Raw genomic sequence first — 21,497 nt, forward strand, 5'->3', positions numbered from 1 at the left:
AAGGCAAGTCTGTTGAGCAGAAAACGTCATTCACCAGCGTGCGCTAAACGGTGTGCTTCATCAGCGTCAATTGCAGACTGAACAACAGGCTGCAAGTCTCCGTCGAGCACCGCATCTAAGTTGTATGACTTGTACCCTGTGCGGTGGTCTGCAATACGGTTCTCTGGGAAGTTGTAGGTACGGATACGTTCAGAGCGGTCTACTGTACGGACCTGGCTCTTACGCATATCCTGTGCGGCAGCAGCAGCTTCTTCCTGACGTGCAGCCAACAAACGCGCACGCAAAACACGCATTGCCTGTTCACGGTTTTGCAACTGTGACTTTTCGTTTTGCATGGAGACGACGATTCCCGTAGGAATGTGGGTGATACGCACAGCGGAGTCTGTGGTGTTCACGGATTGACCACCAGGTCCAGAGGAACGGTATACGTCAATACGCAAATCGTTTTGATCAATCTCGATTTCGCCTTCGTCTTCTACCTCAGGGAAAACCAAAACACCAGCGGCCGATGTGTGGATGCGGCCTTGCGACTCTGTGACTGGAACACGCTGGACACGGTGTACCCCACCCTCATATTTCAGGTGAGCCCATACGCCGTCTTCAGGAGCGACATTGCCTTTTGCTTTAATTGCAACTTGCACGTCTTTATAACCGCCAAGATCAGATTCATTGGCTTCAATAACTTCGACTTTCCAGCCTTTAGTGTCTGCATAACGCATGTACATACGCAGCAAGTCGCTCGCGAAGAGTGCCGATTCTGCTCCACCTTCACCGGCTTTGATCTCCATAATGACGTCACGAGCGTCATCTGGGTCGCGGGGAATAAGCACACTGCGTAGTTTTTCGTGTGCTGCAGCAAGAGTTTCCTGCATAGCTGGTACTTCATCAGCAAAAGACGCGTCTTCCGCGGCCATTTCCTGCGCTGCTTCTAGATCGTCTGCAGCCGATTTCCATGTGCGGTATGCGTTAACTACTTGCCCTAGTTCTGCATAGCGTCGCCCTAGAGACCGCGCTTTTGCTTGGTCCGCGTGCACGGCTGGATCTGCCAGCTTCGCTTCAATTTCGGCGTGCTCGGCAAGCAGAGGTTCTACCGCTGCGAAAGACTCAGACATGTCACACTTCTTCGTTTATGAGCGCATACGCGCAAACAATAAAAACAATGCAGGCGCACACCTGCTTTTTCTTGGAGATATAGCAACAGCGCCGACTCAATACGACCCGCAATTGCCCCTGGAGAGGTTACTGCAAGCCATATTGGCCGGCGCTGAGAAGTCGCTAGTCCTTCTTGCCGTAGCGAGCTTGGAAGCGAGCCACACGACCACCGGTGTCCAGAATCTTCTGCTTTCCGGTGTAGAACGGGTGGCATGCGGAGCAGACGTCAGCGTTGATAACGCCAGAGGTCTTTGTGCTACGGGTTACGAACTCGTTGCCACAGGTGCACTTGACCGTGGTGTCAACGTATTCAGGGTGAATGTTAGCCTTCACTGCTTTTCTCCTTGTATACCTGTTACTGGGTCGAAACCGGATGCGGCCCCGTGAACCAGAAACATGTCCCTGTGCCACACAGACACAGGCAACACTTAATTGTGCCAGAACCTTAAGGTTTGCTAAAAGGTGTTACTTGGCTTTCACACGCTGTTGTGCCTAACGACACACATCCACCAGCGGCCCTCAAACACGTATGTGTTTGAGGGCCGCTGCGGTAATACGTGTATCACACTGTGTGTGAGTCGTCCCCAAAGTCAGTAAGTGAATCCGGGGTGGTCTTCTGAATGTTCAACAAGAACTCAACGTTTGTCTTATTTTCTTTGAGTTTCTTTACAAGGAGCTCAAGTGCTTGACCTTGTTCCAAAGAATGCAGAACACGACGCAACTTGTACGTAATTTTCAGCTCTTCAGGTGAAATAAGAATCTCTTCACGACGAGTTCCCGACGCGTTAACGTCAACTGCTGGGAATACGCGACGGTCAGCAAGCTGACGCGACAAACGCAATTCCATGTTTCCTGTGCCCTTGAACTCTTCGAAGATCACTTCGTCCATCTTCGAACCTGTCTCCACAAGTGCAGAAGCAAGAATCGTCAATGAACCACCGTTTTCGATGTTTCGAGCAGCACCAAAGAATTTCTTTGGTGGGTAGAGAGCCGCAGCATCAACACCACCGGATAGAATACGACCTGAAGCTGGAGCAGCAAGGTTGTAGGCACGTCCCAAACGCGTGATGGAGTCAAGCAGAACTACTACGTCTTGGCCCAATTCAACGAGACGCTTAGCTCGTTCAATCGCGAGTTCGGCAACGATCGTGTGGTCTGATGCAGGGCGGTCAAAGGTAGAAGCAATAACTTCACCTTGAACAGTTCGCTCCATGTCCGTGACTTCTTCAGGGCGCTCGTCTACAAGAACGACCATCAAATGCACTTCAGGGTTGTTCGCAGTAATCGCGTTCGCGATCTGCTGCATGATGATGGTCTTACCCGCCTTTGGTGGGGCAACAATAAGACCACGCTGTCCCTTACCAATAGGGGCAACAATGTCAATCAAGCGTGGGGCAAGACGGTTAACCTCAGGGTTTTCCAACCGCAAACGCTCTTGTGGATACAGCGGAGTGAGTTTAGTGAAGTCTGGACGAGCCTTTGCTTCGTCTGGGGTCATCCCGTTAACAGAATCAAGGCGCACTAACGCGTTGAACTTCTGGCGAGAGTTTTGGGCATCGCCCTCACGTGGCTGACGAATTGCGCCAGTGATTGCGTCACCACGACGCAATCCGGCCTTCTTCACTTGGCCGAGGGAAACATACACGTCGTGCGGTCCTGGCAAGTATCCAGAGGTACGTACGAACGCATAGTTGTCGAGAATGTCGAGCACACCAGCTACTGGAATGAGTACTTCGTCTTCGCCGAGGTCTGCATCGTCGTAGGCAAGATCATTGTTTCGACGGTTTCCGCGCTTGCGGTCGCGATCCCGGTCACGGTAACGGTCGCGTCCGCGACGGCGACGGTTTCCGCGCTCATCGGTGTCGTCTGCCTGTGTGTCGCGGTCATTGCTGCGATCATTGTTGCGGTCATTGCTGCGATCATTGTTCCGGTCATTGCTGCGATCATTGTTCCGGTTATCGCGCTGACGGTCTGTGTTGTTGGACCGTTGGTCGCCGTGCGACGAACGAGCGTCTTTAGTAGTTGAATCGCCCGATTCGTTGTTGTCGCCTTCGGAACGGTTATTGCGTGAACGGTTGTTACGTGAACGCGAGTCTTGTCCGTCTTGGTTGCGTCCACCACGACGACGCTCTTGGCCTTCTGCTGCCGGCAATTTAATTTCAAATTCACCAACAACTACAGCGCTATCGTCGCCATCGTTTTCTTGCTTTTGGTTACGCTTACGACCCTGATCGTTGCGACGTGCGTCATTGCGACGTTCGCGTTTAAACGATTCGCCTGGGGTGTCGTCACCCTGCACAGAAGGAGTTTCCCGCTCAGATGCAACTGATTCGTTGTTCTTTGGTGCAGTGCCCTTCCCAGTTTCACGTGCTGGGCGACGGGAAGCAGAACCACCTTGCGCTACCTGAATGGCCGCAATGAGGTCGCTCTTACGCATCTTAGATGTACCTTTCACACCAAGTTGCGCAGCAATTGCTTGAAGTTCTGGAATACGGAGACCAGTTAATGCTCCGGTGGTTTCCGTACTAGCAGCAGAGCCTGCTGCTGGGGTGGTTTGTGACACGAAGGACCCTTCCCCCTCGTTATGACCAATTTGATGAGGTTGGCCGTGGGCGGTTGTCCAGTTTCCACTTGTTGGTACTGAACCTGTCTTGGAGTGTTACTTGCTGCAACGCTTTCGTCATCTCACAATCAACAATGTACGGTCTGATATTTCACTATCGCGATGTTGATGGAGAACACATGCCAGAAACCCTGACGAATACAGCACACTGCCGAGCGGAAACCACTCATGAAGTGCTCACGAAAAACGCTAACCAACCGAAAAACCGTGACCAACGAAATTGTTGTAACCTACGATCCATCAATCAGCGGGGAAAACCCTGCGCCAAGAAACTATTGCAACTATAACACTGAGATTTCGCCGATACACACACATAATGGGTCACGTTGCCATAACAATGGTTGGTTTGTGCTGCGAAGCACAACATTTTCGGTGTCTACAACACTAAAAACGAGTAAATTCAGCGCCCGTCACGTCAAAACCGGGCTGCACGGTATGCCAGTCAACCCTACTCGTGTTACCGAAAAAGTCATGGCTGGTCGTGATCTCAGGGTGCGCCTGAATAACTTCTCGTACAGCAGTATTCACGGCATCACCGCGAGTAGCTCGGTCTAACACCAGCACTGTAGGGCCAGCACCTGAGACAGTAGCGGCCAACCCGCGCTCTCGTAACGCAGAGACTAACGCCCACGTTTGTGTCATAACCTGTGCTCGATATTCCTGATGCAGTTTGTCTTCGGTCGCATCAAAAAGAAGGTCTGGATCGTGCCCTAAAGCATGCACCAGCAACGCCGCACGTCCAGCATTAAACGAGGCATTTGCGTGAGGAACAGCAAGCGGCAAAACCCCGCGAGCCTGATGAGTGGACAATTTTACCGACGGAACAATAATTGTCGGTGCCACATCATGATGAACCTGAAGACGTACAGCATGCGGCTCATCATGGTCGGCCATCCACGCCACTGTTGCACCACCCAATAAAGCAGGGGCGGCGTTATCTGGGTGGCCTTCTAGCTGAGTAGCAAGGCTCAATAATGTGTGGTCGTCTAAGGCTTCAGGGTCTTGAATGAGGCCCCTCGCTGCAAGCAAACCAGCAACCACAGCAGCCGCAGATGATCCCATGCCGCGCCCGTGGGGAATATTATTTACGCATTCTAGGTGCAGACCGATTTGAGAAGCCCCAACATGATCTAATGCCCGCCGGATAGCTTTCACAACCAGATGGCGTTCATCTTGCGGGACTTCTCCCGCTCCTTCGCCTTCTATATCAACGCGCACTTCTGCACTGCCCAATGCATGGACAACAAGTTCGTCGTAGTAGCCGAGTGCTAGGCCAAGCGCGTCAAAGCCCGGCCCTAAATTTGCGCTTGTTGCAGGAACCCTCACTCGTACTCGATCTGCACCTATTCTCATAATGAGTTAGTTCAATCCCAGAGCATTCGCGATTGATACGACGTCCGCTGTTACTTTCTGTGGCACAACATCGCTTCCGTCTTCTGTGCGCAGCGCCCACTGCGGATCTTTTAGCCCGTGCCCAGTCACAGTAATAACAATTGTTGCCCCGGCAGGCACCAAACCTGCTTGAGCTCTCTTCAGCACGCCAGCCACACCAGCTGCAGATGCTGGCTCGACGAACACACCAACGCGGGCAGACAAAATCCTGTGGGCTGCAAGAATCTCTTCATCTGTGACAGCCTCAATAACACCGTCGGATGTGTCACGTGCTTCAACAGCTTTATCCCATGACGCGGGGTTACCGATACGGATTGCCGTTGCGATAGTCTCAGGAGCGTCAAACGGGTGCCCCGCAACTATCGGTGAAGCGCCTTCGGCTTGGAATCCCCACATGTGCGGTGTTTTTGTTGCTTTTCCAGCTGCCGCATACTCTTGGTAGCCCTTCCAATAGGCCGTAATGTTTCCGGCGTTTCCGACAGGCAACGCGTGAATATCTGGGGCATCACCCAACACATCAATTACTTCAAATGAACCTGTTTTTTGCCCTTCAATACGATCAGGGTTAACCGAGTTCACAAGTTCTACCGGATACGATTCAGCAAGTTTTCGAGCGGCAACGAGGCAATCGTCAAAGTTGCCATCTACCTGTAATAGTTTTGCTCCGTGGGCAATTGCTTGGGACAACTTACCCATCGCAATTTTTCCATCTGGGACAAGCACAGCACACACCATGCCCGCATGAGTTGCATATGCTGCGGCGGAAGCCGAAGTGTTACCTGTTGATGCGCACACAACTGCTTTAGCGCCACGTGCTGCAGCTGCAGAAATAGCGGTTGTCATCCCTCGGTCTTTAAATGAACCAGTTGGGTTCATTCCTTCAACTTTGAGGAAAACCCGAGCGCCCGTTAATTCGTTCAGATATGGCGCTGGAACAAGTGGTGTTCCACCCTCACCTAAAGTAACAATGTTTGTTTGTAGGTGGGCAGGCAGGAAGTCTGCGTATTCCTTGATGATTCCTTGCCATACGTGCGCCATCAGGATCCCTCAACTCGTAGTACTGACATGATTTCTTCAATAACGTCTAGGCGGGAGATCGTCTCCACAGTCTGCGCGAGCGCAGCTTCTTTACCTTGGTGAGTAGTAACCACAAGAGACGCATATCCCTCATGATCATCTCGTAGCGCCTGCGTCACAGTTTCAATTGACACGCCTTGCTCTGCAAAAACTTCTGCGATTGCCGCGAGCACGCCCGGTTTGTCTGCGACGGACAAACGAATTTGGTATCGTGTGTCGGTTTGTCCAGCGTCAAGGACGGGCAAATCAGCATACGTTGATTCGCCAGCGCTTTTCGCTCCGGTAAGGCGGTTGCGAGCTGCTGAGACCAAGTCGCCCATCACTGCTGATGCGGTAGGTGCGCCGCCTGCTCCTTGTCCGTAGAACATGAGCGGTCCGGCGTTTTCTGCTTCAACGAACACCGCGTTGAATGCATCGCCGACGTTCGCTAATGGGTGTTCATGTGGGACAAGAGCTGGATATACGCGAGCGACAACACCGTCATCGGATTGTTCGCACATTGCCAATAGTTTAATGACGTGGCCGGAACGTTGTGCCCAGGCGACATCGTCAGCGGTGACGTGTGTGATTCCTTCGCATGACACGTCTTTTAACGCTACTCGGGTGTGGAAAGCAAGTGAAGCAAGAATCGCCGCTTTGGCGGCTGCGTCGTGACCTTCGACGTCAGCGGTTGGGTCTGCTTCTGCGTATCCGAGAGCCTGAGCATCTTTTACTGCCTCGTCGAAACCTAAACCGTGTTTAGTCATTTGGTCGAGCACATAGTTGGTTGTGCCGTTTACGATACCGAGGACACGGGTGACTTTGTCTCCTGCAAGGGAGTCACGTATTGGTCGAATGATTGGTATTGCGCCGGCTACAGCTGCTTCGAAGGAAAGGTCTACGCCGGCAGCGTCTGCTGCCTCGTATAGGGCGGGGCCGTCTTGCGCAAGAAGTGCCTTGTTGGCGGTGATTACTGTGGCTCCTGCGCCAAGTGCACGCACAATCAATGAGCGGGCTGGTTCGATGCCACCCATGACTTCTACGACGATGTCCGCGTTTTCGACGAGGGTTTCGGCATCTTCTGTGAGCAGGTTTTGCGGGACGACGGATTCGCGTGGTGTTTGTGTGTCTCGTACAGCTATTCCGACGAGTTCAAGACGTGCACCTACCCGCGCGGCGAGTTCATCTGAGTGTTCCACGAGAATGCGGACGACTTGGGTCCCGACAACTCCGCAACCTAATAATGCGACACGAAGTTTTGAAGACGCTTGTGTGATAGACACGCCGTTCACCTTTCGAAGAGTATATGAGACGCCTGTTTATGGCACTCGTGCCTAGGATACTTCCTTTGAAATATTCGCAAACTTACGGTTCAGCCCGCGAAACAATCCATGCGTACAACTACCTATATTCACGTATATTCCGTGCTGATAGGTGGTGTAGTGAATACAGTATCTCTATGGAGTTTATGCAGCCCACCTACAATCAATCTCGTTTGCTTGATGAATGTGTTGCGGCTTGTCGTCTCGAAGCGCCGGATTTGGCTGAAGAGCTTCACACACAATTTAGTGAAATCTTGTGTGCGCAGTCGGAACACTGTGAAGTGTGTTTTGATATTGTTCCTGCACGCCATGGACTGCCGGCTATTGGTCCGGCGCACGGTTTCGACATTACGAGCCTTGGCCCAAAGCGTGTCTCTCATGAGGGCAATCCGTTACGGTTTGTGTCTGCTACTGCCCCCGATCATGAACCAGTTGCGGTTTTACTGTGGCATGACCATGGGATTGTCTCCAGCGTTGAAGTCGAATATGTGGGTGAGGGGCATCCTCGTCTAGAAGATTTTCCGTTCCCTTTAATGTGGGAGCCAAACCCTCAAGATATTGCCTAAAAACTTCCGTATGTGCGGAAAGGGGCTCCTCATGGCGAGGAGCCCCTTTCCTTAAAAGATGTTTAACCTACGTCGAGTCGTAGAAGATCGTCTTCTGTTTCTCGACGAACGATGACAGTCGATTGGCCGTTTTTTACGGTAATGACTGGTGGTTTCAAAATGTTGTTGTAGTTTGAAGCCATTGAGCGCCCATAGGCGCCGGTTGCTGCAACTGCGATGATGTCACCGGGGGCGATGTCTGCAGGCAAGGCAAGGTCATTAATGACGATGTCCCCTGATTCACAGTGCTTACCGACCAGCCGCGCCAATACTGCTTCTGTAGCACCAGGCCGGTTAGCCAAGCGTGCAGTATATTTTGCGTCATATAAGGCTGGGCGAATGTTGTCGCTCATGCCACCGTCAATCGATACGTACGTGCGTACGACGCCTTCATCAGTGGTTACAGGCTTAATTGTGCCCACCGTATATAGGGTGATGGTTGTTGGACCTACGATCGCTCGTCCAGGTTCGATAGAGATTCGTGGCACTGAGGTTTTGAGTTCTGCCGCGACGCTTTGCATGGTGTCTGCCAGTGTTTGTGCAAGCTTCGACACATCAATGGGTTGATCTTCTGGCACGTATGCGATGCCGTAGCCGCCACCCAAGTCCAGTTCTGGCATAAGGTAGCCAGTTTCGGTGCTTAAAGTTTTTCGTAACTCCAACATTTTCCGAGCATTCAACTCAAATGCTGTGGAGTCTTGAATCTGCGAACCGATGTGTGCGTGCGCCCCTAAAAGTTTCAGGTTTGGGTGTGACAGCACTCGTTTAAGGGCTTCAAGTGCTTGTCCGCCAACGAGTGATAAACCAAATTTTTGATCTTCGCGAGCAGTGGAAATAAATTCGTGTCCACCTGCGTGAATGCCGGTGGTGATACGAACCATGACAGGCACTGAGTCTGCTTCGGTTCGTCCGAGGCTGCGAGCGGTCTGCGCGATAAGGTCAATTTCGCTGAGGGAGTCAGCAACAATACGTCCTACTCCCCCGTTGATTGCTCGGCTTATTTCTGCCACGGACTTGTTATTTCCGTGTAGTCCTACAGCTTCGCCGGGGATTCCGGCGCGCTCAACGATAGCGAGTTCGCCGCCTGTGCAGGTGTCTACTCGCAGGCCTTCTTCAACGGCCCATTTAGCAATAGCGACGGATAGGAAAGACTTGCCTGCATAGTAGACATCCACGTCAACGCCAAGTGGCTGGAAAGCATGACGGAATGAGTCGCGAAACAGTCGCGCACGATCGCGGAAGTGTTGTTCGTCAATGATGAATGATGGCGTTCCATGCTGCTCGACGAGTTCAGCAACATTGATACCGGCAAGAGTTAATGCACCATCGTCGAGCGTAGCTGTGCTTGGCCATACGTGTGCAGCAAGTTCTGCTTGCTGCGATGGTCCTGCAGCAAGAATGCGTGTTTCCTCAGGGGTGAGCGCTGCGGTGTTCACATGCGCTCCGGTGCGTTGACGCCGAGTAGTTCAAGCGCGTTGGCTAGAACTTGACGGGTGGCGTCGTTGAGCCAGAGGCGAGTGCGGTGCGTGTCTGTCACTTCGCCATCGCCCAAAGGTGTGACTCGGCATTCTCCGTACCATTTGTGGTACGAGCCTGCGAGTGCTTCTGCGTATCGTGCCACGCGGTGTGGTTCGTGTAGTTCTGCTGCTTGGGCGAGGACGCGTGGGAACTCGGTGAGTTGTCCGATAAGTGCTGCTTCTGTTGGGTGTGTCAGGGTTGCTGGCACGAATGCGTCTTCGCGGCGGACACCTGCTGCGGCGGCGTTACGTGCCACGTTTGCGGTGCGGGCGTGAGCGTATTGGACGTAGAAGACTGGGTTGTCGTTGGTTTGTTTTGCGAGGAGGTCGAGGTCGATGTCGATGGATGAGTCGACGGATGAGCGCACGAGTGAGTAGCGTGCGGCGTCAACGCCGACTGCTTCGACGAGGTCTTCGAGTGTGACGATGGTTCCTGCACGCTTGGACATGCGGACTGGTTCGCCGTCTTTGACGAGGTTGACCATTTGTCCGATGAGGATTTGTAGGTTTTTGTATGGGGTGTCGCCGAATGCTGCGGTTACGGCTTGGAGTCGGGCAACGTAGCCGTGGTGGTCGGCGCCGAGCATCATGACGATTTCGTCGAATCCGCGTTCGCGTTTGTCGAGGTAGTAGGCGATGTCTCCGGCAATGTATGCGGCGTTACCGTCTGATTTGATGACGACGCGGTCTTTGTCGTCGCCGAATTCTGTGGTGCGTAGCCAGTTCGCTCCGTCTTGGGTGAACATGTGGCCTGCGTCGTCGAGCCGTTTGATGGCGCGTTCGACTGCCCCGCTGGTGTAGAGGTCGTTTTCGTGGAAGTAAACGTCGAAGTCTACGCCGAAGTCGTGGAGTGATTTTTTGATTTCCGCGAACATGAGGTCGACGCCGCGTGCACGGAAGTATTCTTGGCATTCGTCGGCTGGTAGTTCAAGCGGGTTTGGGTCGCCGGCTGCGCTGGCACCTGCGATGACTGCGTCGGCGATGTCTTGGATGTATTGTCCGCCGTAGCCATCTTCTGGTGCTGCTTCGTTGCGTGCGCGGGCGACGAGGGAACGTGCGAAGCGGTCGATTTGTGCTCCGTGGTCGTTGAAGTAGTATTCGCGGCACACGCGCGCGCCGGTTGCTTCCAGTACGCGTGCGAGGGAGTCACCTACGGCTGCCCAACGGGTTCCACCGAGGTGGATTGGTCCGGTGGGGTTTGCTGAGACGAATTCAAGGTTGATGTTTTTGTGCTTGTTGGTGTTGCTTGTGCCGTAGGTTTTTCCTGCTTCAACAATGGTTTTAGCTAGTTCGCCGGCGACAGCCGCGTCTAGGGTGATGTTGAGGAATCCTGGTCCTGCTACGTCTACTGCGGAGATTCCAGGCGTGTCGGTGAGGTGGCGTGACAGGTTCTCGGCGAGGGCACGTGGGTTCGTGCCGCCTTTCTTAGCAAGTTGCATGGCAATGTTTGTTGCCCAGTCGCCGTGCTCTCGTTGACGTGGTCGCTCCACGTGGATGTGTTCAGGAACGTCTGAAACGTCAAGAGTGAGTGCGCCGTCGCTAATGGTTGCGAGCAGTGCGTGGCGAATTGCTTGGGAAAGTTCTTGAGGAGTCACCAGAAAATTGTATACGGGTCAGCCAAACTCAGCCCATATTTTTCTGTGTGCTGAGACGTTTGCGTGTTCCCCCTAGAGAAAAAGTGATCCCATGAATTATTGTCGTGTATGTGTTTTGTGCTCTGCGCCACTTCAAGGCGGCCTATAGTGTAAGCAGCGCGCGAAAGCTCCCCTCATATGTACGGCTCGATGATGCGCCGAACCAAGACAAGGTATAAAAAAGATGTCGGATCGCTCCAACCTGATAGAACACACAGTCGACCAGCTTCGCGCCCGCATTCGCTCTGGCGAGTGGGAAGTCGGAAGTCGTATCCCTACAGAACCTGCACTGACGGAACTCCTTGGGGTTGGCCGCAATACTGTGCGTGAAGCCGTGCAGTCTTTAGTGCATGCCGGATTGTTGACTCGTCGCCAAGGGTCTGGCACGTATGTGCGTTCAACTTCTGAGGTTTCCGTAGCCATTGGGCGGCAGTTTGAAGACGCTCATTACGTTCACATTCTGGAAGTGCGCCGATCTCTTGAGGTGGAAGCAGCGCGTCTAGCTGCACGCAACCGCACCACGGAAGATGTCACACATTTGCGTGAGGTGAACGCGGAACGCCAAGAGGCATTTATTGCGGGCAACATTGAACGCATGGTCAGCGCCGACGTGGCATTACACAACACAATCGCACAGATATCGAAGAACCCTGTTTTGGCTTCACTCTATGAGAGCCTCACTGATGCGGTCAGCCAATCTATTCGACGTAACGTCGAAAAGATCGTTCGTTCACACGTTAACGACAACCACGACGACTTGATTGAAGCGATCGTTTTAGGCGACCAATATCTTGCGATGGAAGAAATGGGTTCCTATCTTGAACACTATATTGAGAATCAGGCCACAGTTGATGAACCCAATTCATTAGCACAGCGTTAAGACTGGTAGGCTTATACGCGGTTTGGCCCTCGTAGCTCAGGGGATAGAGCGTCTGCCTCCGGAGCAGAAGGCCGTAGGTTCGAATCCTATCGAGGGCACCACAATTAAAGCGCCACCTTGTTAACAAGGTGGCGCTTTTGTGTTCCTCATTGGAATATGGCTGATACTGAACGTACAGATTTAAAGGACGAGTGTTCCAGCCTTATGCGCTCTCATGCTCGTGAGTGGCTGCGGACCGCAAGCCACCATCGATAAAAACTCTGACTTCTTGACACCTTTAAACGATCCTTCAACGAGATCCATCGTTGCGCTGCCTAAACAGATTCCTCACGACTGGCGCGTATTTAGTGTCGAAAACGGCACCAATGACCTCCGCGACGGAAAAGTACCCGGATACAAAATAACTTTTTCCGGAGGGGAAACAGGCAACATGATTCGCCTATGCATTCACACACCCGGAAACGAAGACTTCTGTTCCGTATCAGGGCAGGTCTACAAGCATGCAAGCCATGAAGACTGCGTGTCGGGAAAACTCACTGGTAAAGAATGCAGTGGCTACACGGAATCACGAGTCATTGACGTTGAACACCCAACACCTGACGCAACAGTCATGATCAGTTACAAAACCCCTCCCGCCGAGGCCATCAACCTCTTTGAAAACCAGCCCCTACTTTTCCACTGGGAAAGATTCGAGTGGGTCAACCGCGACGCATTTATCGCCCGCTAAATAAAACAGCAACTTGGGGTGCACGAGATAGCGCGACTCTCAACACCTACAAAAAAAGCCCGCTTGGGCTAGCACATATTGTGCTAGCCCAAGCGGGCTTTCCTCTACCCTTGTGGCTGTTAGCAGTTCAGTCTCAACTAGCAGGCACGTCAGCACGTTGTGCAGCTGCAGCTCGTTGCGCTTTCCACCACACAAAGAATCCAACGAGTGTAAACAGTCCGTAGAACACGTACATCAGGCCAGTTGCGTAGTATCCGACCGAGAACAATAGCGGAACACCAACAATGTCTACGGCCACCCAAATAAGCCAGAATTCTGTCCAGCCTTTCGCCATGCCATATGTGGCTAAGAGTGAACCCATGAATGTCCATGCATCTGCCCACACCGGTTCATACGAGCCAAGTACTCTAAACAGCGGCGTAAGCGCTACAGTGCCAGCGATCATACCGACAACAAGGCCGATACGTGCCCTATTGGAAGCCCACTTAGGTGTTATCGCTTCGCTACCTTGAGATTGGTCTTTAGACTTCTTCCACTGCACCCATCCGTAAATAGATACGCAGATAAACATGATTTGGCGGCCTGCCTGCCCAAGCAGAGTGGCGTGGTCTGCATCGTTAAACAGGCTTCCCATAAACACGGTAAACAGCAAAATATTTCCGACGATGCCTACAGGCCATGCCCAGACTTTTCGGCGCATGCCGCCTAGGGCTGAGGTCAACCCAAAAAGATTTCCGATAATTTCGCGCCACAGCAGCGTTTGATCGCCGATATGTAACTGTGCGCTAAAGAGCCAATCGATGAGGCTCATGTTCCCTCCCTTCCGAATGTGAATGTACTTTCGGGGAGGACGGGCACATGCCGATCGCGCCTGTGGTCGCTGAAAACGCTCACTACACAGGTACGGCAAGGCCGTTACGTGCTTCTCCCATCCAGACTTTGACTGTCGGTGCTGGAATTTCACCAGCTCAACCGGTTTCACTGGTGTAGTGAGCGCGGGTCGCGGACTATAACCGCCGGTTCGGACTTTCACCGACCCCGGAGCACATGCATCATGCCGAGCATGATGCCTTCCTAGCATACAACTGTAGGTTTCACGGTGGTAAAAATGTGCCGTGAACTGCGACACTCCACCCAAAGGTTTTACGACAAATTGCCAGAATGCGTCATACTAGTGGTGTCCAGTGCGCCTTTGCACACAGCTTTGCGCCAACCTGAATGAAAGCTGGCATGCCCGCAGCAGACCTCCCAAACTTTCTTTAATTCATGGGACGTTTGACACATGACTAGCCCTCTTTCTGTTAATAGGCTTAAAGCGTTCAAGAAATAAAGGCAAGAATCGTCAAGAGAGGCGACCATGACTGCCACCGAAGTTACTCCCCAATCGTCAGTACTCGGCGACATTGACCAGCTCGTTGCCAAGGGGCAACAAGCACTACGCGAATACTTGACGTTCGATCAAGAAAAGATCGACCACATCGTCAAAAAGGCTTCCGTTGCCGCACTCTCCGTTCACGGAGAACTCGCCGTTAAAGCAGTGGCAGAAACAGGCCGTGGCGTTTTCGAAGATAAAGCCGTAAAGAACATCTTCGCTTGCGAGCACGTCACCAACTCAATGCTTTCGCTCAAAACCGTTGGCATCATCGCTCGCGACGAAATCACCGGAATCACCGAAATCGCAGAGCCAGTTGGAGTTATCTGTGGTGTTACCCCTGTAACAAACCCAACTTCAACAACCATCTTCAAAGCGCTCATCGCGATCAAAACTCGTAACCCAATCGTCTTCGGGTTCCACCCAAGCGCACAGCAGTCCTCCGTAGCAGCAGCAAAAGCTGTCTACGACGCAGCAGTAGCAGCAGGCGCACCAGAAAACTGCATCCAGTGGGTTGAAAAGCCATCACTCGAAGCAACCAACGCACTCATGAACCACCCAGGCATCGCACTGATCCTTGCAACCGGTGGTAACGCAATGGTCCGCGCCGCATACTCGTGCGGAAAGCCAGCCCTTGGTGTTGGTGCAGGAAACGTTCCAGCTTTTCATCGAGAAGTCAGCGAAACTGAAGCGTGCCGTCAACGACGTTGTCCTATCCAAGGCCTTCGACAACGGTATGATCTGTGCTTCCGAGCAAGCAGTCATCCTTGAAGCTCCTATCTACGACGAGGCAATCAAAGAGTTCAAGAACCTTCACGCCTACGTCGCAACCGCAGAAGAGAAGACCAAACTCGAAGAGTTCATCTTCGGTGTCAACGCAACCAGCTCAAACTGCGCAGAAGCAAAACTAAACGCAGCAGTCGTTGGACAAAGTGCAGTCTGGATCGCCGAGCAAGCAGGATTCACTGTTCCAGAAGACACCAACATCATCCTCGCAGAGGTTTCCTCAGTTGGTGTTAACGAGCCACTCACCCGTGAAAAGCTCTGCCCAGTTCTTGCAGTACTTCGTGCAGAAGACGCAGAACAAGGCATCACCCTCTCCGAGCAAATGGTCGAATTTGATGGTCTTGGCCACTCAGGTTCAATCCACTCCGAAGATAAAGAAATCATCGAAGAATTCGGATCACGCGTTAAAGCTGTTCGTATCATCACCAACGCTCCATCCTCACTCGGTGGAATCGGTGACATCTACAACGCGTTCATCCCATCGCTCACACTCGGCTGTGGCTCCTACGGACACAACTCGGTATCGAACAACGTTTCGGCGGTTAACCTCGTGAACATTAAGCGTATCGGTCGTCGTAACAACAACCTCCAATGGTTCAAAGTCCCAGCAAAGACTTACTTCGAGCCAAACGCAATCCGCTACCTGACGGACATGCGTGGAATCAACCGCGTCACCATCGTCACCGACGCAACCATGACCAAGCTCGGCTTCGTCGACAAGATCTTGGACGTACTCAACCGTCGCCCAGGAAACCGCATCGCACTGCAAATCCTTGACGACGTCATGCCAGAGCCAACCGTTGACTACGTGAAGAAGGGCGCCGAACTCATGCGTGAGTTCAACCCTGACACGATCATCGCCCTCGGTGGTGGCTCACCAATGGACGCTGCCAAGGTCATGTGGCTGCTCTACGAACACCCAGAAATCGAGTTCTCGGACATGAAGGAGAAATTCTTCGACGTTCGTAAGCGCGCTTTCAAGTTCCCAGACCTCGGCGAAAAGGCGTCACTCGTCTGCATCCCAACCACATCTGGTACCGGATCAGAAATGACACCATTCGCGGTTATCTCCGACCCTGAAGCAGGCAAGAAGTACCCACTCGCGGACTACGCGCTCACCCCAACGGTTGCAATCGTTGACCCAGCGCTTACCTCGATGATGCCTGACTTCCTCGTCGCAGACTCCGGCTTTGACGCCCTGACCCACGCAACAGAAGCATACGTTTCGGTCTACGCAAACGACTACACCGACGGCCTATGCCTCCACGCAATCAAGCTGATCTTCGAAAACATCACTGCATCAGTTAAGGGTGGCCCAGGCTCGAAGGACGCCAAGGTTGTTAAAGCTCGCGAAAAGATGCACAACGCATCAACAATCGCTGGTATGGCGTTTGGTAACGCGTTCCTCGGTATAGTTCACGCAATGGCTCACGTCACAGGTTCGATGTTCCACCTCGTCCACGGACGTACGAACGCAACCTACCTGCCACACGTGATCCGTTACAACGGAACTATCCCAACCAAGCTCACCTCGTGGCCAAAATACGAGCACTACGTTGCTCCAGAGCGCTTCCAAGAAATCGCTAAGCACCTTGGTTTGCCTGCTTCAACTCCTGAAGAGGGTGTTGAATCGTACGCTAAGGCTGTTGAAGAACTCCGTGCAGCAGTTGGTATCCCAGCTTCGTTCCAAGCACAGGGTGTTTCTGAAGAAGCATTCATCGGTTCACTCGACGAAATCGCTATGGGCGCTTACGAAGACCAATGCGCACCTGCAAACCCACGTATGCCAATGCTTGACGACATGAAGACCATCATGGAAGCCGCATACTACGGAACATCATTCCAAGAGGTAAAGGCACAGCGTAAAGCTGCAGCTCTTGGACAAATCGCAGCTGAAACTGCTGAAGAAGCAGAAGAGACTGTTGAAGCTGGCGCTAAGAAAGGCCTACGCGGACGCAAGAAGTAATTCTTGATCCTTCTTTAAGGAGGGGCTGGCCCAGTAGTTACTGGGTCAGCCCCTCCTTTGCTGCAGTGGCGTGCATGCAAAATGTGGACGCATAAAAACGTGGAGGCAAGAACAGTTGTTCTTGCCTCCACGTTTATGTATCTATAGTTTATGAGGTTGCTTTAACACCAGCGGTGTATTCCCAGTGCCACGGCTCATAGGAGCGGCTAGCCCAGCCAGGGAGCTCCCATCCATACGTTTTTGCGTTTGTCATCATCCACTGCCATTTTTCAGCAGACTGGTATGAGTTGGGGCACAGGTCAACTGCGTAACCCCACCCGTGGTTTGACGTGCCTGGAGTAGCCGCGAGACCACCTTTTTGGCGTTTCAACACGTATTGAGTACTCAAGTTACGGTAACCATCGGTCATGCACATGTTATGACCAAAACGATCTTTAAAGGCCTCATTCAATGCAGAAAAAGCTGAAGCTGCTTCCGCTTGCAGGTATTGACCATTCAGCACCAAACACAAATCCTTTTTATCAAGGTTTCCGTTTGTGCCCGTTGTTGTTTTAGTGGGATCGCAGCCAGAGAGTTCTTCACGGATTTCGCTTCGTGAAGCAACGACATATGCACGCTCGTCTTCACTCACGCTCTGTGCGATAGCTTCAGGAATGGGGTCTTCTCCACGATCAGCTGAAATAACATCGATCGTTGATGGACCGCGCAACTCCCCCTCGGTCGAAAGCGCTAAGAAAGGCGCTTCACCAGAAGAAGACGTGTTCGCAAGGACAGGAACTGCGACAGTCGCTAGACCGATAGAACCCAGTACCGCCGCGCGTGAAGCCCACTGATGTTTCCGCGAAACACGCACGTTAGCATCGTGGATGTCACGTTCCGTGACCCGCAACGTAGCCCCAACGCGTGTAGAAGGCTGGTTATACGTCTCGTGGTCTACTGCTGTATCAAGAACAACAGAGGTACCAGGAATGACGTTTAAACGCTCGATTTCCCCAGTGCCGTGGATAGAGCAGTGCGGAGCAGTAGTATCGACTGGCTCATCAAAACCTGGACGCAATACAACAGGCTGTGGAGCGGATTCGTCGACATTGCCGGCTTGGCTAAGCCGTGCTTGAACTTGTGCCATCACAGCTTCAACTTCAGCAAGAACGTCTTCTGCACCAGCAGCGTCAACAGGAGAAGCCGCAGATGGCAAAGAACGCCCGGCAGGAGCCGCTATAGGCATCTCCCCCGCAGCTGATGGCGGAGTCATAACAACAGGCGCAGATGCCCGAGGAGATTCATCCATAACCATCACGGAAGCTTCTTGCGCACTCATACGAGAGCGTTCAAGTTCACGCAGTTGTGCCCGAGTCATAGGAGCACTTGATGCCGGAGTGCGCGCAACACGCTCTTGCCGCAATGAACCACGAGTCGCTGCGGCTTGCACGGGAGGTGTACTCACTCCCAAAGCCTGACCTGCATAGTTAAGCGAGGGAGAACGGTAAGGCGCATCATTGTGATGCGGTGTTGCCGTCTCTGCCTCTCGTAGAGAGCGCCGGGTCGGCAACGGAGAACAGGTGTTCGTCCGCGGCTGGTCCACGTGTACTCCTTCGCATTGTTGTCTTAGGCGCGCTGCACTGCACCACATAACAGGGATCTTGCTCAACACACTCTCAATGGCTGCCGTAAACCTAAACAAAAATCGCACAGCAAAAGCGTGCGGATTCACGTCAACGTGGCGGTAAGAGGTATCAAACAAGGTGTAACGCTGAAGTAAGCATATCCAAACTACGGGGTGAAACCAACCCTTTGGACGGGAGTTCTTAAGCCGATGGGGAGTAATACTCACCACGTGTAAACTTATGTTAAACCATTAAATAATGTTCTAAATCGCGAAAATTAGACATTATTACGCTTATCATCTCAGCCTCGTTTAGCACCGCGCTGCATAGAATCACGCACTTCACCCACAAGCTCTTCAAGAATATCTTCCAAAAAGATCACCCCAACTGTTGTCGAGCCTTTCAGCACACGAGCAAGGTGAGCACCTGAATGCTGCATAGCGACCAAAGAATCCTCAACTTCGTCGCTACACGCACTCACAGCCAAGTTCCGGTACCGATACCGAGCCAACGGCTCCTCGCGCTGGTCTTCAGGGGCATACAACACATCTTTCACATGGATATAACCCGTAATCTCGCGCTCATGTCGTACAACTGGAAACCGAGAAAACCCGGTCTGTGCAACAAGCCTCTCTACATCCGCAGGAGTAAAACCTTCAGGCACAGAAACCAACTGGTCATAAGGCACCATGACGTCTTCCGCTTTCTTAGCCGAAAACTCTAACGCCCCACTTAACAAGCCCTGCTCATCACGAATAGAGCCTTCAGCCTGCGAATGCTCCACAATCGATTGCACTTCTTGAGCAGTAAACGTTGAAGCGACCTCGTCCTTAGGGTCAACCCCCGACCAACGCACAAAATGATTTGCTGCCCAGTTCAACACGACAATGATTGGCTTCACAGCCCGTGCAATCCACACAAGCGGAGGGCCAAACAACAACACGGCTTTATCTGGGCTAGAAACAGACATGTTTTTAGGGACCATCTCGCCCACCACAACATGCAGATACACAACCACGATCAGTGCAATCACAAAAGCAATAGGATGCACCAGCGCATGAGGAACATGCATAAGTTCAAGCAGCGGCTCCACTACTTTTGCCACAGCAGGTTCAGCAATAACACCCAAGCTCACAGAACACACAGTGACACCGAGCTGACACGCTGCAAGCATCAGCGACACATGCTCCATAGCCCAGATCACGGTTTTTGCGCGCTTATCTCCACTCGCTGCTAAAGGCTCCATAGCAGAACGACGAGCCGACAAGATAGCAAACTCTGCGCCAACAAAATATGCGTTGGCAGCAAGCAACAACACCCCAATAAATATTGCTACTTCATTGCTCACGACGATTGCTCCACTTTCACCCGGAGACGATCAATGCGTCGCCCATCCATTAATTCCACAGTCAAGACAACCACTCGAGCATCAAACTCGCTTACCACGCGAACGCTATCGCCCACCTTCGGCACTTGCCCCAGTTCCTTCATTACCAGCCCACCAAGAGTTTCATAGCTGGGGTCTTCTGGAAGTGAAATCTTTGTCCGTTCATGTAGCTCGTCGGGACGAAGCAGCCCTGGCACACCCCACGTTCCGTCCGAAGCTAACAGCACACCAGAACGCCGCGAATCATGTTCGTCAGCCACATCGCCCACGAGCTCTTCCACAACGTCTTCTAGCGTGACAATCCCAGAGGTGCCGCCGTATTCATCCACGACAACAGCCATCTGCATACCAAACTCACGTAGATCTACAAGCAGAGGGCCTAACCGGACAGTCTCAGGCACCTGCGGCGCTTCATCAACAAGAGCCATCGCCGGCACCGCGTCTCGCTTGTCATAGGGCACAGAGATAGCTTTACGTAAATGCACCAGCCCAACAACGTCATCGCGAGAATCCCCAATCACAGGGAAACGCGAATGGCCTGTTGCGCGCGCCAGCTGAATGACGTCATGTGCAGTATCTTCTCGCGACACAACTGACATACGCATCCGGTCGGTCATCACATCAACAGCAGTGAGCTCTTCAAAATCAACAGCATTGGTAATGAGCTGAGCCACCGACACATCTAACGTGCCTTGTTCTGCGGATCGCTGCACCAGATACGCTAATTCGGTTGTCGAACGCGCACCCGATAATTCTTCTTTAGGTTCAATACCCATCCGCCGCAAAATAGCGTTCGCACTCCCGTTCAACGCGGTAATAACGGGCTTAGCCAAAACAGTAAAAATTCGCTGCAATGGGACAACAATTTTGGCAGTACCTAATGGGGCACTCAAAGCAAAGTTCTTCGGAATCAACTCACCGAACAGCATCGAAAACAAGTTCACTGCAAAAAAAGCAAGGATTCCGGCAATGACAGAGGCTGTCGCGGAGGTAAGCGCGGTGTTACCCAACCCGTCACTAATGAGTCGCACAACAGCAGGTTGAGTGGTGTACCCCAACAAAATAGTTGTCACCGTGATGCCAACTTGCGATGACGACAACTCAGTAGACAAATGCTTAAGACTGCGGCGTAAAACACGCACCCTCCAGCCGCCCTTTGCGTGAGGCGAACCGTTTTCTTCATCGTCACCAAGCGTTGCTGAGTCAATTGTGACAAGCGAAAACTCTGCTGCAACAAAGATTGCAGTCCCCACCGTCAGCAACACGCCGCCAAGGACAAAAAGCCAATCTCCCACGCTATTCCTTCTCTCCAGCAAGCTCCAAAACAGAGCAGAAATATGGGCTTAAACAGCGCAGATACTGGCCTTTATGAGGAATAGGTGGGCCCGGATGTCGGGGCTGTTTACGTTGAGTCATAGTGGCTTGAGTTTAGTAGATTCACCGGATTTCCTCATCACAGCACGCAGCCTTCACA

General features: G+C 52.4%; 15 protein-coding genes, 1 tRNA gene, 1 pseudogene and 1 riboswitch. Of the genes and pseudogenes, 5 read left to right on the plus strand and 12 right to left on the minus strand.

The annotated features are described in order from the left end of the window. Positions 1-26: 26 nt before the first annotated feature. From prfA to ACR9EC_RS05805, 6 genes are all read right to left on the minus strand, one after another. Positions 27-1,112: a peptide chain release factor 1 gene (gene prfA / locus ACR9EC_RS05780; protein ID WP_435300536.1), complete on the minus strand. Its 1,086-nt coding sequence runs from the start codon at positions 1,110-1,112 to the stop codon at positions 27-29. A 163-nt stretch (positions 1,113-1,275) separates the two neighbouring features. Further along, the gene (gene rpmE / locus ACR9EC_RS05785; RefSeq protein WP_435300537.1) at positions 1,276-1,485 is read right to left on the minus strand and encodes a 50S ribosomal protein L31; all 210 of its coding nucleotides are present in this window, start codon (positions 1,483-1,485) and stop codon (positions 1,276-1,278) included. Positions 1,486-1,714: 229 nt separating this feature from the next. After that, on the minus strand, positions 1,715-3,715 hold the full coding sequence (rho, locus tag ACR9EC_RS05790) for a transcription termination factor Rho (protein ID WP_435300538.1): 2,001 nt from the start codon (positions 3,713-3,715) through the stop codon (positions 1,715-1,717). A 444-nt stretch (positions 3,716-4,159) separates the two neighbouring features. Beyond that, entirely contained in the window at positions 4,160-5,128 is a 969-nt protein-coding gene (gene thrB, locus ACR9EC_RS05795; protein WP_435300539.1) for a homoserine kinase, read from the minus strand. 6 nt (positions 5,129-5,134) lie between these two features. Continuing rightward, entirely contained in the window at positions 5,135-6,205 is a 1,071-nt protein-coding gene (thrC, locus tag ACR9EC_RS05800; protein ID WP_435300540.1) for a threonine synthase, read from the minus strand. Beyond that, complete coding sequence (locus tag ACR9EC_RS05805; RefSeq protein ID WP_435300541.1) at positions 6,205-7,506, minus strand: homoserine dehydrogenase; 1,302 nt, start codon at positions 7,504-7,506, stop codon at positions 6,205-6,207. Before ACR9EC_RS05805 ends, thrC begins: the two co-directional genes overlap by 1 nt. 176 nt (positions 7,507-7,682) lie before the next feature. Here ACR9EC_RS05805 and ACR9EC_RS05810 point away from each other — a divergent pair, with 176 nt between their 5' ends. Next, positions 7,683-8,111, plus strand: coding sequence for a hypothetical protein (locus ACR9EC_RS05810; protein ID WP_435300542.1), 429 nt, complete (start codon positions 7,683-7,685; stop codon positions 8,109-8,111). Positions 8,112-8,173: 62 nt separating this feature from the next. On the opposite strand, the gene lysA is transcribed toward ACR9EC_RS05810, so the two are convergent. After that, positions 8,174-9,586: a diaminopimelate decarboxylase gene (gene lysA, locus ACR9EC_RS05815; protein WP_435300543.1), complete on the minus strand. Its 1,413-nt coding sequence runs from the start codon at positions 9,584-9,586 to the stop codon at positions 8,174-8,176. Next, a complete protein-coding gene (gene argS, locus ACR9EC_RS05820; RefSeq protein ID WP_435300544.1) occupies positions 9,583-11,262 on the minus strand; it encodes an arginine--tRNA ligase in 1,680 nt (559 codons plus the stop codon). The genes lysA and argS overlap by 4 nt, the downstream gene beginning before the upstream one ends. A gap of 223 nt (positions 11,263-11,485) precedes the next feature. Between argS and ACR9EC_RS05825 the strand changes: the two genes are divergently transcribed. From ACR9EC_RS05825 to ACR9EC_RS05835, 3 genes are all read left to right on the plus strand, one after another. Beyond that, complete coding sequence (locus ACR9EC_RS05825; protein ID WP_435300545.1) at positions 11,486-12,181, plus strand: FadR/GntR family transcriptional regulator; 696 nt, start codon at positions 11,486-11,488, stop codon at positions 12,179-12,181. 25 nt (positions 12,182-12,206) lie between these two features. Continuing rightward, a tRNA-Arg gene (locus tag ACR9EC_RS05830) sits at positions 12,207-12,282 on the plus strand. Positions 12,283-12,449: 167 nt separating this feature from the next. Next, positions 12,450-12,908, plus strand: coding sequence for a hypothetical protein (locus ACR9EC_RS05835; protein WP_435300546.1), 459 nt, complete (start codon positions 12,450-12,452; stop codon positions 12,906-12,908). A gap of 133 nt (positions 12,909-13,041) precedes the next feature. On the opposite strand, the gene pnuC is transcribed toward ACR9EC_RS05835, so the two are convergent. Further along, positions 13,042-13,719 (minus strand): nicotinamide riboside transporter PnuC, encoded by a 678-nt coding sequence (gene pnuC, locus ACR9EC_RS05840; RefSeq protein ID WP_435300547.1) that lies wholly within the window; start codon positions 13,717-13,719, stop codon positions 13,042-13,044. Positions 13,720-13,823: 104 nt separating this feature from the next. Continuing rightward, positions 13,824-13,959: riboswitch (FMN riboswitch) on the minus strand. A 306-nt stretch (positions 13,960-14,265) separates the two neighbouring features. Between pnuC and adhE the strand changes: the two are divergent. Continuing rightward, a pseudogene (gene adhE / locus ACR9EC_RS05845) lies at positions 14,266-17,032 on the plus strand (bifunctional acetaldehyde-CoA/alcohol dehydrogenase). Between the two features lie 148 nt (positions 17,033-17,180). Here adhE and ACR9EC_RS05850 read toward each other — a convergent pair. The 3 genes from ACR9EC_RS05850 to ACR9EC_RS05860 all read right to left on the minus strand — a co-directional run bounded on the left by ACR9EC_RS05850 (position 17,181) and on the right by ACR9EC_RS05860 (position 21,318). Beyond that, on the minus strand, positions 17,181-18,476 hold the full coding sequence (locus tag ACR9EC_RS05850; RefSeq protein WP_435300548.1) for a D-alanyl-D-alanine carboxypeptidase family protein: 1,296 nt from the start codon (positions 18,474-18,476) through the stop codon (positions 17,181-17,183). A gap of 461 nt (positions 18,477-18,937) precedes the next feature. Continuing rightward, complete coding sequence (locus tag ACR9EC_RS05855; protein ID WP_435300549.1) at positions 18,938-19,984, minus strand: hemolysin family protein; 1,047 nt, start codon at positions 19,982-19,984, stop codon at positions 18,938-18,940. Beyond that, positions 19,981-21,318: a hemolysin family protein gene (locus ACR9EC_RS05860; protein ID WP_435300550.1), complete on the minus strand. Its 1,338-nt coding sequence runs from the start codon at positions 21,316-21,318 to the stop codon at positions 19,981-19,983. The genes ACR9EC_RS05855 and ACR9EC_RS05860 overlap by 4 nt, the downstream gene beginning before the upstream one ends. Positions 21,319-21,497: the final 179 nt, after the last annotated feature.

Source organism: Timonella sp. A28, from assembly GCF_051200815.1.
In the GTDB taxonomy this organism is placed as follows: Bacteria; Actinomycetota; Actinomycetes; order Actinomycetales; family Cellulomonadaceae; genus Timonella.